The organism is Modestobacter sp. DSM 44400 (assembly GCF_900107175.1).
Taxonomy (GTDB): Bacteria; Actinomycetota; Actinomycetes; order Mycobacteriales; family Geodermatophilaceae; genus Modestobacter.
This window is the reverse complement of record NZ_FNOZ01000043.1, coordinates 20,065-34,149: the sequence shown is the minus strand read 5'-3', so window position 1 is coordinate 34,149 and position 14,085 is coordinate 20,065. Positions and strand designations below refer to the sequence as shown.

Below are 14,085 nucleotides of genomic sequence, written 5' to 3'. Positions count from 1 at the left end.
ACTCCCATCCCAGTACGCGGGCGCACCTGCGGGCGAAGAAGATCGCTCACACGATTCCCGAACGCAGCGACCAGATCGCACGCCGCAAGGCCAAGGGCTCGGCCGGTGGGCGACCACCGGCCTGCGATGCCGAGCTCTACAAGGACCGCAACACCGTCGAACGCGGGTTCGGCCGGCTCAAGCAGTGGCGCGCTATCGCCACCCGCTACGACAAATACGCCACCACCTACCTCGGCGGTGTCCTCCTCGGCTGCATGATCATCCATCACCGCGTCCGCAGTTAGCAGACACGCTCTAGCTGCAGTCGGTCCGCGGCAAGCGACTGAGCGGTGTGGTCGGGGTGGACCTGGCTCAGCACGTCGTCGTCCTGGGCTACTCGCCCGGCCGGACCGACCGGATGCTCACCGAGCTCATCGCCGAGGGCCGGACCCAGACCGTCCTGTGCGCCTGGAACGACGTGGCGCAGCACCCGGTGCCCGAGTTGCGCGAGGTCTCCTTCGTCCGTGGGGACCTCACGCCGGCTGACGTGATGACCCGGGCCGGCGTCGCCCGCGCGCGAACCGTCGTCGTCGACGGCCGGGACGGCAACGGGACCCTGGCCATCGCCGCGGCGGTCGACCACGCCGACCCCGGCATCCACATGGTCGCCGCACTGCGCGACCTGACCCGGCGGGAGTGCCTGCCCAGCGGACACCGGTTCGCCACCTTCGGCGACGTGCAGGTGCACCTCGGGCGCACGGTCGGGGCGACCGTGCTCGCCGTCCGCGGCGAGGAGGGCCTGGTGGTCAGCCCGCCGTGGGACACGTCGGTGGCCGCCGGGACGACGGTCTACTACGTGGGCAAGCGGCGGATCACCGACCGGGAGCTCATCTCCGCCCGCTGACCTGGCCTCCGCTCAGCGGCCGGCGGAGCCCTCCGGCGCCGGCTCGGGGTCACTGGCCGCCTCCAGCGCCTCGGCCTGCTCGGGGGTCTCCTGCTCCAGGGCGATGTCGCGCGGTTGGGGGTCCGGTGCCGGCGTTGTCATGCCGTCACCTTGCCTCGTGCGCGTGTTCTGCGCCGGTCAGCCGGGGCCGTCGAGCGGGGGACGTGCGACGCCGTCCTCGGGGAGCAGGGTGCTGAGCAGCCGGGCGACCAGCTCGACGGTGGGCAGGTGGCGGGCGAAGCTGCGCGGCTGTGCACGGGAGGACACCCCGCACAGGGTTCCGAACAACGTGCCCGAGTGGGTAACGATCGGGACGCCCACGTAGGCAGCGATCGACTCGGTGTGCCCTGCCCGGACGCTGGCGTAGACGGGCGTGGCCGCGGTGACGGTGGAGACGCGGGGCCCGGCGCCGGAGACCATCTTCCGGCAGAAGCTGCGGTCCCAGGGCACCGTCGTCCCGGCCGGGACCAGCTCCCGGGGGTGGGCGTGGAGCATCACCTGATCGTTGCCCTCCACCCGGGTCAGCATCCACAGGTCGAGCCCTACGGTCGAGTGCAGGACGGCGAGTGCGCCGCGGGCGGCCGCCGACCAGTCCTCGAAGGGAGCGACGTCGTCCACGACGAGCGGGACCATGTCGCTTGGTACGTCCGGACTGCGGCCAGGTCAACTGCTGAGCACCCCCTGTGACCGAACTGTGCTGCGCCGGTCAGGCCGGCGCGGCCGGCCGGCGGGCGAGCACCTCGGATTCGCGTCGCAGCACGACGCCGACAAGTTCGCGGACGGCGGCTTCCACCTGCCGCCCGATGAGCGGGGCGTCCACCTCGGCGTCCCCGGTCGCCGTCGAACGGTGCCCGCGGCACGGGCGTGAGTCGTCGTGCACCGCGGACGTGGGCCGCCGGCCCGCAGACCTCGGTGTGCACGTCGAGGTCGGCGCGGTGGTCACCGTCCTGGTCCGCGGTCCACGTCTGGCGGTGGACCACCGACACGTCGCTCCCGACGAATCGGGCGAACGGCGGCGGGATCCCGGTGGTGGGGGACGCACGGTGGTCTGCCGGCCGCCGTCACTGGCGGCGATGACCTCGACGTCCTGCACCCGTGCGCCGAGTGCCGACGCCCACTCGCGGAGGAACGCACCTCGGTGAGGACGGCGAGCACGACGTCCGGGTCGGCTGCGTAGGTCTCACGGACGTCGAGTGGCACGTCTCATCGTCGGCTGCGTCGCGGTCGCCGGACGGATCCGCCGGACCGGTTCCGTGACGTGCCCGTCGGTGTCCCGCTGTCCGGCTCAGGGCTGGGCGCGGACGGCGATGAGGGCGACGTCGTCCTCGGCGCCGGTGGCACCGACGAGGTCGTCGATGATGCGGTCGCAGAGCCTGTCGAGGTCGAGGTCCGCGGAGTCGGCGAGCAACGCGGCCAGCCGGGCGAGGCCGTGGTCGAGGTCGAGGTCGCGCGCCTCGATCAGTCCATCGGTGTAGAGCAGCAGCGTCGACCCCGGGGCCAGCGACATCTGGTGCTCGGGTCGTGCGCGGTCGGGTGCGACCCCGAGGGGCAGGCCGGGAGCGCCGGTCAGGACCTCCACCCGGCCGTCGCTGTGCAGCAGCAACGGTGGTGGGTGCCCGGCGCTGGACCAGCGGATCGACCGGTCGTGCGCCGGAGAGTCGGGAGACGACCGCTCCACCTGGGCGACCAGGGCGGTGGCGAAGACGTTGTGACCGAAGGTGTCGCATGCGTGGTCGACGGTGGCCAGCACCTGCCCGGCGGTCTGGTGACCGTCGTGGCCGGCCATCCGCAGCATGGTGCGCAGCTGCCCCATGGTGGTGGCCGCGTCGATGTCGTGGCCGGCGACGTCACCGATGACCACGCTCGTCGTCCCGGAGGCGTTGACGAACGCGTCGTACCAGTCGCCGCCGACCAGCTGGGCCCGGCCCGCGGGCCGGTACCGGGCGATCAGGTCCAGCCGGCCGGGCCGCGGCAGCAGTGAGGGCAGCAGGGCGCGCTGCATCGTCTCCGACAGCGCGCGCTCCGTCTGGTAGGCCAGCGCGTTCTCCACCACCAGCCCGGCGCGGTCGGCGAGGGCGGAGACCAGCGCCCGGTCCTCATCGCTGTACGGCACGGTGGCCGTGCGGCCGATGGTGACCACCGCGGTGACGTCACCGCGGCTGTGCAGTGGGACGACGAGGGAGCTGGTGACGCCGAGGTCGGCCACGGCTGCCCGCTGGGCGTCGGTCAGGTCCACGTCCAGGGGTGCGCGGAGCAGCTCGGCCTGCCCGGTCGCGGCCACGTGGCCGGGTCCGGCGGCCTCGCCGGTACGCCGGCCGGCGGAGTGCACCCATCGCCACAGCGCACCGAGGCCCGCGGGATCGGCGTGCCGGACCGCCACCGGGGTGAGGCCGCCGTCCCGCTCGACCGTGCACACGTAGGCGAAGTCGCCGAGGGCCGGAACGGCGATGGTGGCGATGGCCTGCCACACGTCCGCGGGCTCAAGGCCGGTGGTGAGGAGCTCGCTGATCCGGGCCAGCAGGCTGGCCCGTGCGGCCTCGCGGTGGGCCTGCGCCTCCGCCGTCCGGGCGGCCACCGCGGCCGTCTCCGCCTCGGTGCGCGCCTGTCGCTCCTGGGCCAGGACCCGGCGCAACCAGACCTCGCGGGAGGCGATGGCCGACAGGTCGGCGAGCAGTTCGACGTCCTCGGGGGACCAGGTGCGGACCTCGGTGTCGACGACGCAGAAGGTGCCGAGGAGCTCGCCCTCGGGGGTGTGCACGGGAAAGCCCGCCCAGGCGCGCACGCCCAGGGACTGGATGGAGGGGTTGTCCCGGGTCCGCTCGTCGATGGTCACGTCGCCGAGCACGAGGGGCCGGCCGCTCGCGACGACGTACTGACAGAACGACTCGTCCAGGGTGTTCTGCTGGGCGCCGTCGTCGGGGATCCCGTGCCGACTCAGCCAGTAGGAGCGCTCGTCGTCGACGACGGTCACGAACGCGAACGGCGCGCCGGTCAGCCGCCGGGCAAGCCCGGTGAGCCGGTCGAAGGACTCCTCGGCAATCGCGTCCAGGAGCTCCGTGGCGCGCACGGCCGCCAGCCGGGCGGGGGAGCGGGTGGTGTCAGCCGGACCTGACTCCTCCATGGGCACGACCAGATCTTGCCTCACTGGCCGCCGGTGGTGTCGCGTGTCCGTGGGTGTGTGCCGGCTCAGGCGACCGCCGCCAGGCTGACGTATCCCCAGACGTGCTTGCGCCCGGCCTCCACCGACCAGCCGTACGCGCTGCACAGTCGGGCGACGAGGTGGAGCCCCAGTCCGCCGAGGGCGGGGTCGCGGTCGACGGCCGGCGTGGGCGAGGTGTCGACGGCGGCGTCGCTCACGTCGATCAGCCAGCCGGTGCCGGTTGCGGTCACCGTGGCCCGGACCGGGGCCTGTCCGTGCCGGAGGCCGTTGGACGCCAGCTCCTCGTAGGCGAGCAGCAACCGCTCGACGTCGTCCCCGATGTCGCCGGTCGGGACCCCGGCGCCGAGCACCTCGACGCGGAGCGCCGTCCGGGACCTGGTCAGGTCGGCGGGGCGCCGCAGCTCCCAGCCCCACGGCGGGAGCTCGTCGGGCTGCGGCTGCGGCGGTGGCCGTCTCGACCATGGCGGATGACCCATGTCCTCGTTCCGTTCCGACCCGGCCTCGGTCGACGCCCGGACGCGGTGGCGTGCGGTGCTGCCGAGCCGGAACGGCGGCGGGCCGGTTGCCCTGGGTCGTCAAGTGTGACGGTAGGTGCACAGGCGTCAGCTCGCTGTGCGGAAGGTGGCCGCCGGCTGTAGCGCACGTATGTGCACCGAAGTGGGTGAACTGGCGCCAGCGTCCGGGGCGCCACAGCAGTACGCCGCCGCCCCACCAGCCGGCTTCATGGAGCGGGATCTGCAGAGGAGTGCGATCGACCCGAGCGCTGCGCCGACGGCGACCGGCCCGCCCGGTCGCCGTAGCCGGACGTCGAGGTCACGCCGGCGACCCCTCGCAGCCCTGACCGGCCTCCGGAGGGCTCAGGGATTGGCCGACAAGGCCGACGGGTGCTCGGTCAGCGGCGTGACCTGGATGGTCAGGTAGGGAAAGAGCGGCAGGTTCCACAAAACCTCGTGCAGCTCGTCCGCGGAGTCCACGTCGAACACGCCGACGTTGCTGTACTGCCCGACCACCCGCCACAGGTGCCGCCACACGCCGTTGCGCTGCAGCTCCAATGCGCGCGCCTTCTCCGCCGCCAGCAGAGCCCTTCGCTCCGCCGGGTCGAGGTCGCGCGGCACGGCGACGTCCATGCGAACGTGGAACAGCATGCTCGGCTCCTTCCAGACCGACGGCGGCGACCGGGTGGGGGTCGTCCGCGGGATCTCGGCGGCCGCCGTCCACGTCCTGCGCCATCGTCCACCACACGGGGACCCGGGAACATTGTTGATACCTTCCGGGCACGCTGCCACCGGGGCATGCGCGGTGGGCGGGGGGACTGCATGACGCAGCCGCGCTGGACACGGCGCCCGGAGGGGTCGACCTGGGGCGACTTCGGCGTCGACGACACCTGGGGACGGCTCAACCTCATCGGCCCGGAGCAGGTTCGCAAGGGTGTGGCAGAGGTCCGGGAGGGCCGGACGTTCTGCCTGTCGCTGCCGCTGGACCATCCCGGCGGCATGGTCCTCAATCCGAACCGCTATCCCCCCGTGCTGCGCCCGGGGCTGCGTGCCGGCGAGGTCAATTTCAACTGCGACCTGGGCGTCGCCAATCCCGGGGCGACCGACGTCGTTTCCGACGACTTCGTGCTCCTGCACACGCAGTACTCCACCCAGTGGGACGCCTTCGCTCATGCCGGCGCGCGGTTCGACGCCGACGGCGACGGGACGCCGGAGCAGGTCTACTACAACGGGTGGCGCGCCGGCATCGACGTCACCGGACCGGACTCCGTGCAGCGAGCCGGACTGGCCAGCCTCACCGACCTCGAGGGTGCGGCCGACGGCCGGGCTTCGACCTCCGACGCCGGCCCGGTCGGCATCAGCTCCATGGCCCGCCACGGCGTCCAGGGCCGGGCGGTGCTGGTGGACCTCGCCGCCCACCACGGCACCGACCGGGTGCTCGTCGGTCACCGGGAGCTGGCCGCGGTGATGGACGCCGACGGCGTCACCGTGGAGGCCGGCGACATCCTCCTGTTGCACACCGGTTTCGGCCGGGAGGTGCTGGCACAGGCCAAGCACCCGTCGTCCGAGGCCCTGCACGTCGGCGCCGTCCTCGACGGCGCGGACCCCGCCCTCAGGCGGTGGATCACCGACAGCGGCGTCGCGGCGATCGCCGCCGACAACTACGCCGTCGAGGCGTATCCCGCGCCCGGTGCCGGCCCGGGCGACCCCGTGCTGCCCCTGCACGAGCTGTGCCTGTTCCGGCTGGGCGTGCACCTGGGCGAGCTGTGGTGGCTGTCCGAGCTCGCCGACCACCTGCGCGCGGCCGGTCGCTCCCGATGCCTGCTCACTGCTCCACCGCTGCGGCTGCCGGGTGCCACCGGTTCCCCCGTCACCCCGATCGCGACGGTGTGACCATGACCGGACGGCTGCTCGTCACCGGCGGCGCGCAGGGCATCGGCCGCGCCATCGTCGAACTCGGCGCCTCCCGGGGCTGGGACGTCGTGGTGATCGACCGCGAGCCCGCCCCGGTCGGCCTCAGCATCCGCGCCGACCTCTCCGACCCCGCTGCCACCGCAGCGGCGCTGACCGAGGCGCTGGCCGGCGGCCCGATCACCCGGCTGGTCAACAATGTCGGCGCCGTTTTCCCGGCAGCGCTGGCGGACCAGACCCTGGAGCAGGTCGATGCCGCATTCGGGCTCAACCTGCGCTGCGCCGTCCAGTGCACCCAGGCCCTGCTGCCGGGGATGAAGGAGACCGGCTTCGGTCGGATCGTCAACATGGCCTCCCGGGCCGCCCTCGGCAAGGAGCTGCGGACGGCGTACGCCGCGACCAAGGCCGGACTGATCGGCGTCACCCGCGTGTGGGCCCTGGAGCTCGGCGCATCCGGGATCACGGTCAACGCGCTCGGCCCGGGCCCCATCGCGACCGAGCTGTTCACTCGCGCCAACCCGCCGGACGACCCGCGCACGCGGGCGATCGTCGAGTCGGTCCCTGTGAAGCGGATCGGCACACCCGAGGACGTCGCCCATGCGGCCGGCTTCTTCCTCGACGAGCGGGCAGGCTTCGTCACCGGGCAGGTGCTCTATGTCTGCGGCGGCCTGACCGTGGGTACGGCTCCGCTGTGACCGCGACGACAGGCTCCGGGATGGGCGGCGGAGGAGCCGTGGACCCGGACGAGCGCATCCCCTACCGCGGCGAGCAGCCCTACGGTGTCTCCGACGACCTGGTGGTGCTCGGCGCCCTCGACATCGATGCATCCGACGAACGGCTGTGGGTCTCGCAGGCCCGGGACGTGACGTTCCGGCCGCTGCTCCTGTCGGTCAGCCAGGGCTACTTCGTCAACATCCTGCGCGTGCGCAGGTCCGGGATCCTGTCCCGGCACCGGCACGCCGGCCCGGTGCACGCCCTGACCCTCCGGGGTCGCTGGCACTACCTGGAGCACGACTGGTGGGCCGAGGAAGGCGGCTACTCCTTCGAGCCGCCGGGGGACATCCACACGCTGGAGGTTCCGGACGGGGTGGAGGAGATGACCACGCTCTTCCACGTCACCGGCGCCTACATCTAAGTCGACCCGGACGGGGTCCCGGTCGGCATCGAGGACGTCTTCACCAAGATCTCGAGCGCGCGGGCGCACTACGAGTCCGTGGGCCTGGGCGCGGACTACGTGGACCGCTTCATCCGCTGATCCGCCGGCACCGTCATGCTGGGCGCATGACCGCTGCTGCCTGGCTGCTGCTCAGCAATTACGTGCGTCCCCTCGAGGAGGTGGATGCCGTCCGCGCCGACCACATCGCGCACCTGGAGCGTCAACGCCGGGCCGGCCGGTTCGTCGCCTGGGGGCGGCTGGTCCCGCCGAGCGGAGGCTTCATCCTGGCCCGCGGAATGGACCGCGCCACGCTGGACAGCGTGCTCGCCGAGGACCCGTTCAGCGTCGCGGGCGTCGCCGAGTGGGACGTCCGGGAGATCTCGGTCAGCGGCGGGGCGCCCGACGTGCTCGCCGTACTGTCCGGCGACGATCCCGGGATCTGACCGGACGATCACCCGCCGGGTCGCGCCGTGGAGCGACGACCCAGATACTCGCCTGGGACAACGATCCGCACCGGGGGACGCGATGAAGCGCTTCACGAATGCTTGTGTCCGGTACGTCGAGCGGCTGATGCCCGACCCGTTCCTGCTCGCCGTGCTGCTCACCGCGGTCGCCGTCATCGCCGTCTTCGCCGCCGTCCCGAACGCCTCGCCGGGAGGTCTGCTCGACGCCTGGTTCAGCGGTGTGTGGGGCGCGAACAACATCTTCGCCTTCGCCCTGCAGATGATCATCATTCTGGTCGCCGGCTACACGCTGGCCGAAGCGCCGGTGGTGCAGCGCGGGCTGGATCGGATCGCGGCGATCCCGAAAAGCCAGCTGCAGGCCGCACTGGTCTGCTTCTTCGCCGCGGCGATCGCCTCGCTGCTCAACTGGGGGTTGGGCCTGGTGGTGGGCGCCCTCGTCGCACGCCGGATAGCGCTCCGGATGCCCGACATCCACTTCGGCTACCTCGTCGCCGCCGGCTATGCGGGCTTCATCGTGTGGGCCTCCGGCTTCTCCAGCTCGATCGCGCTCGCCAACACCGACCCCAACAGCAGCCTGAACGTGATCAACACGCTCACCGGTCGCAGCCTCACGCTCATCGACGCCATCGGTCAGCCGGCCAGCTGGGTCCCGGTCCTGGTCATGCTCGCCGTCGTCCCGCTGCTGCTCCGGGCGATGCTGCCCAGCACCGTCCTGCGCCCCGACCGGGCGCTGTTCGAGCAGGACGAGGCCGATCGGGCTGAGCGGCGCGGCGACCATGGACGGGCGGAGGACGAGGCCGGCACCGACGGTTCGGACGACGGGGCGGGCGGGAAGGGCACGATGCCGCCCACCGGCGACGGAGGGGCTGCTGGCACCGTGGAGACCACGCGCCGGGTGTCTGCAGCGACCGCCGTCGTGGAGAAGCCGACGCCGGCCCAGCGCCTGGAGAACATGTGGCTGATCAACGTGCTGCTGGCGGCGGCGGGGCTGGCCTACTTCGTCCGCAGCGGTTTCACTCTGGACATCACGTCCATGGTGATGCTGTTCACCGTCCTCGGGCTGCTCCTGCACTGGACCCCGGCCAGGTTCATCGCGGCGTTCACCAACGCCGCCAAGACCGCCGGCCCGCTGGTGCTGCAGTACCCCCTCTACGGCGGGGTCATCGCGCTGCTGAGCTATGCGCCGTCCGCGGACGCCCACTCCCTCGCGGTGGTCATCTCCGACGGCATCTCCTCGGCCGCGAACGCCACCACGCTGCCGTTCTTCCACTTCCTCGCCTCGAACGTCATCACGCTGTTCGTGCCCTCCGGCGGCGGACACTGGGCGGTGCAGGGGCCGGTGGCGGTCCAGTCCGCCATCGACCTGAATCAGACCTCGGCGGGGGAGCTCGGGAAGTTGTCGATGGCGGTCGCCGCCGGCGAGCAGGTCGCCAACATGATCCAGCCGTTCTGGCTGCTGCCGGTGCTCGCCATCGCCAAGTTGAGCGTCCGGGACGTCATGGGGTTCACCGTGGTGCTCTTCCTGGTCGGGCTCGTCGTCTTCGGCCTGGGCTTCCTTCTCATCCCCGCCGTGGGCTGACCTGCGAGCCGCCCGCGACCTCGCCGGCTGGAGCAGAGGGCGACGGGCACCGGTCCCGGGGCCGGTGGAACGGGTGCGTCCCGGACGGCCGGGTCGGTTCCTTGTAGATCGCCTCGTGCGACACCGTGTCAGCCACCCGCTCAGCCTCGGTGCCGCTGTACTCGTAGCGCCACCGGCCGGCGACCCGATCCGGGGAGTACCCGGCCCACAGCTTGGCCCGCTCCCGCTCACGCAGTGCTGACTCGGCGTCGAGCTTGGGGGTCTTGGGTCGGCGCCGAGACCGCGCCGCCGCACGGGCAGCGACCACCGCCAGGTAGGTGGCGCGGCCGCCGTGGCGGGCGATGTCCCGGCTGACCACGCTGGGACACCGGTCGATCCGGGCCGCGATCACCTTCCCCTCAGCCTGCTCGGCGATCCCGCGGGAGACCTCCTCCCGATCGTCGTCGGTCAACTGCCGTCGTGCACGCACCCGGTGGGCTCCTGTCGGTTGGTCACCGACGATCCTCTACCAAGATCGATTGCTCCCACCGGTTGTGATGAAGATGCTCAGCGACGACACCGATATCCCACCACCAAAGTCGAGCGGCCCTCGTTCCACGGCCGCCCAGGTGCGCGGCTGTGGCTCGGAGGCTCTGTAGCCCACCGCGGACAGCAGCTTGAGGACCACCCGCTCCAATAGTCAGGCCCGGGCACTCGGCGACGTCCACCGGGTGGTTCCGCCACCGACGGTTCACCAGGTGCTACATCGACGCTGGACCAACGGCTTCTGCCACGCCGATCGGGCCACTGGCGGGCCGATCCAGCGCTATGAACACGACCACCCCCCGGCGTGATGTTGTATGTGGACTTCAGGAAGTTGAGCAGCATCCCGCTGCGGCCACGCGCTCCGCGCACGCACCTTGCACGTCCGTTGTCCGCGAGGCATTCCAACCGGTCCCTGCGCGTTCCAGCGTCACGCAGACCTGGACGGCGCCCGAGCGGGGGCGTCTGACCGTAGGGGCGTGGACCGAGCAGTGGGCGGCCACGCAGACCGGACTGAAGCCGAGCACCCTCTACGGCTACCGGTCACTGCTGCGAGCCCGCATCGTGCCGCGCTGAGGCCCGTCCCGACTGGCCGACGTCACCCACGCCGAGATCGCCGCCTGGGTGGCCGGCCTGGTCTCCAGCGGCCGTGCGCCCGCCACGGTCGGCAGGCGCACGGCCTTCGGCGATGACGTCGTGGCCGCAGCCATGATCGACCGCCTCGTCCACCACGCCGAGGTACTCGCCTCCACTGGGGACTCCTACCGCACCCCCGGCCTGCGAGAACTACTCGCCAAGAACTCGGCCGCACCACGCGCATCACCACCGACCGAACGACCTGACAACGAACCCGGGATGCAGATTTCAGACGACGTCACGGGGTCAATCTTCGACCGGCGTTGACACCCGGGGCGTCCAGGTGTTCTCGCTGCGATGACCTTCCTGCCGACGCATGCGCTGCGCGAAAGGATTTTGCCGCCGACGAAAGCCCCAGGGGTGACGACGCGGGATACGGGCTGATTCCGGATGGTCGTCGATGCGGAGACCGAGAGCGGCCGGCCGTCGCATCTCGGGCCAGCCGGGTGGCCGGCCGGGACATGGGTCGCCCAGGGCCGTCAGCGCTGCCGGTAGGCGAGGATGTGCTCCCGGAGGTAGGTGAGGTGCTCGATGATGGCTTCCTCACCTGCGTCCGGGTTCTGCTCGCCGATTGCGCGCACGATCCGCTGATGCTGACGCACCGTCGTCCGGCCGACCTCGGGCGAGAGGTCCAGATAGTGCACCGGTTCGGTTTCCAGGTGCAGGGCGCTGACGAACGAGGCCAGAACTCGGTTGCCCGAGGCCCGGGCGATGGCCCCGTGGAACTGCTCGTCCAACGCCGGCACCCGCGGGTCCTCCACGGAGATCGACTTCTGCAGAGCCACGATGTCGCGTAGCTCCACAAGGTCCTCGGTGGTGCGATTGACTGCCGCCAGGCGCACCGCGGGTACCTCAAGGTGCTGGCGGACGATCGCCACCTCGTCGAATTCGATGGATCCGAGAGCCAGGAGGTTGTGCACCGAGTCCCCGAGGGCTCTCCGTAGGGACGAGAGATCGATGCTCCGGACGAAGCTGCCCCCGCCCGCCCCCGGCGTCTTGGTGATCAGGTTCTGGGTGGACAGCGACCGGAGCGCCTCCCGCACTGTGGTGCGGCTGACCGCGAACTGGCGCGCCAGCTCGACCTCACCGGGGAGTCGGTCGCCCGGCCTCAGGGCACCGGACAGGATGGCCGCCTTGATCTGATCCTCGACCTGTTCCCGGGGGCGCAGCACCTTCTTGCCGATGGCCACGGAGGCCTTCACCGACTCCGCCACTGCGGTGCTACCTCGTTCCTCGGGTCTGTCGTCCCGACCCGGCGCGGCTGACCGCGCGGCAACGCCATGGACTGTCCCAACATTAACGCTCGCGTTCGTGGGGGCCGCCCTGTTGAGGCCGTCCCCGGCTCCGCCTGCGGGGCTCGAACGACCGCAGCAGTGGTGGGCGGTCCCGCAGGGCCGGCCACCACTGCTGCTGGACCGAGTGATCGGCGTCAGTGGGCGAGCACCTTTTCGTCGTCCACCGCGGAGAAGTCGACGTCCTTGGTCTCCGGGCCCATGGCGGCGCCGATCGTGATGAGGATCCCACCGATGACGAGCAGCGGAAGGACGGTGTAGCCGCTCGGCATCACGTTCGCCAGCGCCTCCTGGAAGAAGGCGTAGAACGAGGGGATGACGACCGCCAGGCTGTAGCCGAGGCCAAAGCCGGTTGCCCGCACGCCGGTGTGGAACCGCTCGTTGATGTACACCGTGGTGAGCCCCCAGTTGGCGATGACCATTACCACGAGAATCGTGACGAGAAGGATGATCACGAACAGGCTGCTGGGCTTCGTCGCGAGCAGTACGGCGTAGACGATCGTCCCGCCGACACCGGCGACGAGACCCCACGCAATCAGGAAGGGCCGACGGCCAGTGCGCTGGCTGGCGTTGGCGGCGAGCACGTAGCAGACCGTGACCACGAGGTAGGCCACGATGAAGGTGAAGCTGCGCTGCGTACCGGTGAGAGCGAAGCCCTCCCCGGCCAGGATTCCGGGCAGGATGGCCGTGACGCAGTTGAGGGACAGCCAGAAGCCGGACATCAGGATGAACACCTGGACGAAGTTCTTCAGGTTCTGCCCGCGGAACAGCTCCTTGACCGGCGCGCCGCCGCCACCACCACCACTGTCCTCGAACAGTTCCGACTCATGGACGCTCTTCAAGAAGTAGCCGACGAATCCGAGGGCGAGCAGCCCGCCCAGGAAGAACGGGATGCGCCAGCCCCACTGCACGTAGGCGGAGTCGGGGCCGCCTGCAGGGGCGATCTGCAGCATGACCAGGGTGATCAGCGCGACCGCCACATAGGCGAGCGGGAAGCCCGTCATGATCAGTCCGCCGTTGCGGCCCCGCTTTTCCTTGGGGGAGTACTCCATCGCCAGCGGGCTGGCCGCGGTGTACTCGCCGCCGACGAAGATGCCGATGATGAAGCGGAGCAGCACGAAGACGACCACCGATCCGACGCCCCAGGTCTGGTAGCCGGGGAGCAGGCCGACAACGATCGTCAGGATTCCGAAGCCCGAGACGGCGACGACCGTGGCGGACTTGCGTCCCCGGCGGTCGGCGAAGTGACCGAAGATCAGCGCCCCTAGTGGCCGGCCGACGAGCGTCGCGGCGAAGATCGCGCCGGTGACGAGCCCGGCCGTGCCGGCCGAGAGGTCCGCGGAGACGAAGTAGCCGATCGCCGGCGCTAGTGCGATGACGGGCAGATAGATGTCGAACATGTCCACGAAGAAGCCGAAGAACGCTCCACGTTGGGCATGCTTCCGGTGGCGCTCGTGTTCGGCGGCGGCCACTGCGACTGTCGTCGTCATACGTCTTCCTCCATCTCGGGCACGGGGTACGTGGACACGGCCCCCGGGTGTGGGCGGACAGCGGGCTTCGCCGTCGCGCCAGTGCTGCGTGCTCTCGCCGGGCCGCGGGCACCGACGACGTCGCACCGTCGGCTCCCCGGAACACTGATCTGGACGAAAGCCCTGCTCATCTGTCACTCGAGGGCCGCGCACCTCACCGGATAGCGCGGCGACCGGCCACTCCAGAGATAATGTCGGTCATTAACCAGGTGTGTCAAGGGTTACACCAGCGGGCTCTCCCGCAACGCTCGCCGCCGTCAGTCGACGAGCATGGGGCGCGGAGATGCCTCCATGGCGGCCGGCCCAGGGTGGCCGGTACGTCGTGGGATTGTCACTGGGCGACGGTCCGGCACGACATCGGCGGGTCCGACACCCCGCGGCCCGGCATTCTGGGCCGCGAGCGACACACGGCACGATCAA

Annotated in this window: 15 protein-coding genes and 2 pseudogenes; 8 read left to right on the top strand and 9 right to left on the bottom strand. The window is 71.2% G+C overall.

Features of this window, described 5'->3' with window-relative positions; translation table 11 throughout:
- Together BLW04_RS19930 and BLW04_RS19925 are read left to right on the top strand one after the other, a co-directional pair.
- Positions 1 to 284: transposase (locus BLW04_RS19930; protein WP_139306930.1), on the top strand; the 284-nt coding region annotated here is incomplete at its 5' end.
- A gap of 56 nt (positions 285 to 340) precedes the next feature.
- Positions 341 to 883, top strand: a complete 543-nt coding sequence (locus tag BLW04_RS19925) for a hypothetical protein (RefSeq protein WP_139306929.1) — start codon at positions 341 to 343, stop codon at positions 881 to 883.
- 12 nt (positions 884 to 895) lie between these two features.
- Here BLW04_RS19925 and BLW04_RS29240 read toward each other — a convergent pair whose 3' ends face one another.
- The 6 genes and pseudogenes from BLW04_RS29240 to catC form a co-directional block, all read right to left on the bottom strand.
- Positions 896 to 1,024 (bottom strand): hypothetical protein, encoded by a 129-nt coding sequence (locus BLW04_RS29240; RefSeq protein WP_256375498.1) that lies wholly within the window; start codon positions 1,022 to 1,024, stop codon positions 896 to 898.
- A gap of 36 nt (positions 1,025 to 1,060) precedes the next feature.
- A complete protein-coding gene (locus BLW04_RS19920; protein WP_254781809.1) occupies positions 1,061 to 1,540 on the bottom strand; it encodes a GAF domain-containing protein in 480 nt (159 codons plus the stop codon).
- Between the two features lie 88 nt (positions 1,541 to 1,628).
- Positions 1,629 to 1,905 (bottom strand): annotated as a pseudogene (locus tag BLW04_RS26970) (DUF2505 family protein); the annotation flags it as partial.
- Between the two features lie 302 nt (positions 1,906 to 2,207).
- Positions 2,208 to 4,043 carry a SpoIIE family protein phosphatase gene (locus tag BLW04_RS19915; protein ID WP_091546355.1) on the bottom strand — a complete coding sequence of 612 codons (1,836 nt, stop codon included), beginning with the start codon at positions 4,041 to 4,043 and terminating at the stop codon, positions 2,208 to 2,210.
- A gap of 65 nt (positions 4,044 to 4,108) precedes the next feature.
- The gene (locus BLW04_RS19910; protein ID WP_091546352.1) at positions 4,109 to 4,558 is read right to left on the bottom strand and encodes an ATP-binding protein; all 450 of its coding nucleotides are present in this window, start codon (positions 4,556 to 4,558) and stop codon (positions 4,109 to 4,111) included.
- Positions 4,559 to 4,939: 381 nt separating this feature from the next.
- The gene (gene catC, locus BLW04_RS19905; RefSeq protein ID WP_091546349.1) at positions 4,940 to 5,227 is read right to left on the bottom strand and encodes a muconolactone Delta-isomerase; all 288 of its coding nucleotides are present in this window, start codon (positions 5,225 to 5,227) and stop codon (positions 4,940 to 4,942) included.
- 171 nt (positions 5,228 to 5,398) lie between these two features.
- Between catC and BLW04_RS19900 the strand changes: the two genes are divergently transcribed.
- The 5 genes from BLW04_RS19900 (at position 5,399) to BLW04_RS27680 (ending at position 9,686) form a co-directional block, all read left to right on the top strand.
- On the top strand, positions 5,399 to 6,469 hold the full coding sequence (locus BLW04_RS19900) for a cyclase family protein (RefSeq protein WP_091546345.1): 1,071 nt from the start codon (positions 5,399 to 5,401) through the stop codon (positions 6,467 to 6,469).
- A 2-nt stretch (positions 6,470 to 6,471) separates the two neighbouring features.
- Positions 6,472 to 7,182 (top strand): SDR family oxidoreductase, encoded by a 711-nt coding sequence (locus BLW04_RS19895; protein WP_091546340.1) that lies wholly within the window; start codon positions 6,472 to 6,474, stop codon positions 7,180 to 7,182.
- A complete protein-coding gene (locus BLW04_RS19890) occupies positions 7,179 to 7,622 on the top strand; it encodes a 2,4'-dihydroxyacetophenone dioxygenase family protein (protein WP_217631140.1) in 444 nt (147 codons plus the stop codon). Before BLW04_RS19895 ends, BLW04_RS19890 begins: the two co-directional genes overlap by 4 nt.
- Before the next feature lie 146 nt (positions 7,623 to 7,768).
- Positions 7,769 to 8,086, top strand: a complete 318-nt coding sequence (locus tag BLW04_RS19885; protein WP_091546337.1) for a YciI family protein — start codon at positions 7,769 to 7,771, stop codon at positions 8,084 to 8,086.
- An 82-nt stretch (positions 8,087 to 8,168) separates the two neighbouring features.
- Positions 8,169 to 9,686: a TIGR00366 family protein gene (locus tag BLW04_RS27680; RefSeq protein WP_217631139.1), complete on the top strand. Its 1,518-nt coding sequence runs from the start codon at positions 8,169 to 8,171 to the stop codon at positions 9,684 to 9,686.
- On the opposite strand, the gene BLW04_RS19875 is transcribed toward BLW04_RS27680, so the two are convergent.
- Entirely contained in the window at positions 9,667 to 10,155 is a 489-nt protein-coding gene (locus BLW04_RS19875) for a helix-turn-helix domain-containing protein (protein ID WP_175484158.1), read from the bottom strand. The two genes, BLW04_RS27680 and BLW04_RS19875, sit on opposite strands and share 20 nt — an antisense overlap.
- A gap of 734 nt (positions 10,156 to 10,889) precedes the next feature.
- Here BLW04_RS19875 and BLW04_RS26125 point away from each other — a divergent pair.
- Positions 10,890 to 10,976: pseudogene (locus BLW04_RS26125) on the top strand (ATP-binding protein); the annotation flags it as partial.
- A gap of 347 nt (positions 10,977 to 11,323) precedes the next feature.
- Here BLW04_RS26125 and BLW04_RS19865 read toward each other — a convergent pair.
- Together BLW04_RS19865 and BLW04_RS19860 are read right to left on the bottom strand one after the other, a co-directional pair.
- Complete coding sequence (locus tag BLW04_RS19865; RefSeq protein ID WP_217631138.1) at positions 11,324 to 12,046, bottom strand: FadR/GntR family transcriptional regulator; 723 nt, start codon at positions 12,044 to 12,046, stop codon at positions 11,324 to 11,326.
- Positions 12,047 to 12,273: 227 nt separating this feature from the next.
- Positions 12,274 to 13,626, bottom strand: a complete 1,353-nt coding sequence (locus BLW04_RS19860) for an MFS transporter (protein WP_091546313.1) — start codon at positions 13,624 to 13,626, stop codon at positions 12,274 to 12,276.
- Between the last annotated feature and the right edge of the window lie 459 nt (positions 13,627 to 14,085).

What these genes read in the sequence shown, in the direction of transcription:
- BLW04_RS29240 (WP_256375498.1), bottom strand. Translation starts at nt 1,024, where the DNA reads ATGACAACGCCGGCACCGGACCCCCAACCGCGCGACATCGCCCTGGAG.
- BLW04_RS19915 (WP_091546355.1), bottom strand. Translation starts at nt 4,043, where the DNA reads ATGGAGGAGTCAGGTCCGGCTGACACCACCCGCTCCCCCGCCCGGCTG.
- BLW04_RS19910 (WP_091546352.1), bottom strand. Translation starts at nt 4,558, where the DNA reads ATGGGTCATCCGCCATGGTCGAGACGGCCACCGCCGCAGCCGCAGCCC.
- catC (WP_091546349.1), bottom strand. Translation starts at nt 5,227, where the DNA reads ATGCTGTTCCACGTTCGCATGGACGTCGCCGTGCCGCGCGACCTCGAC.
- BLW04_RS19900 (WP_091546345.1), top strand. Translation starts at nt 5,399, where the DNA reads ATGACGCAGCCGCGCTGGACACGGCGCCCGGAGGGGTCGACCTGGGGC.
- BLW04_RS19895 (WP_091546340.1), top strand. Translation starts at nt 6,472, where the DNA reads ATGACCGGACGGCTGCTCGTCACCGGCGGCGCGCAGGGCATCGGCCGC.
- BLW04_RS19885 (WP_091546337.1), top strand. Translation starts at nt 7,769, where the DNA reads ATGACCGCTGCTGCCTGGCTGCTGCTCAGCAATTACGTGCGTCCCCTC.
- BLW04_RS27680 (WP_217631139.1), top strand. Translation starts at nt 8,169, where the DNA reads ATGAAGCGCTTCACGAATGCTTGTGTCCGGTACGTCGAGCGGCTGATG.
- BLW04_RS19860 (WP_091546313.1), bottom strand. Translation starts at nt 13,626, where the DNA reads ATGACGACGACAGTCGCAGTGGCCGCCGCCGAACACGAGCGCCACCGG.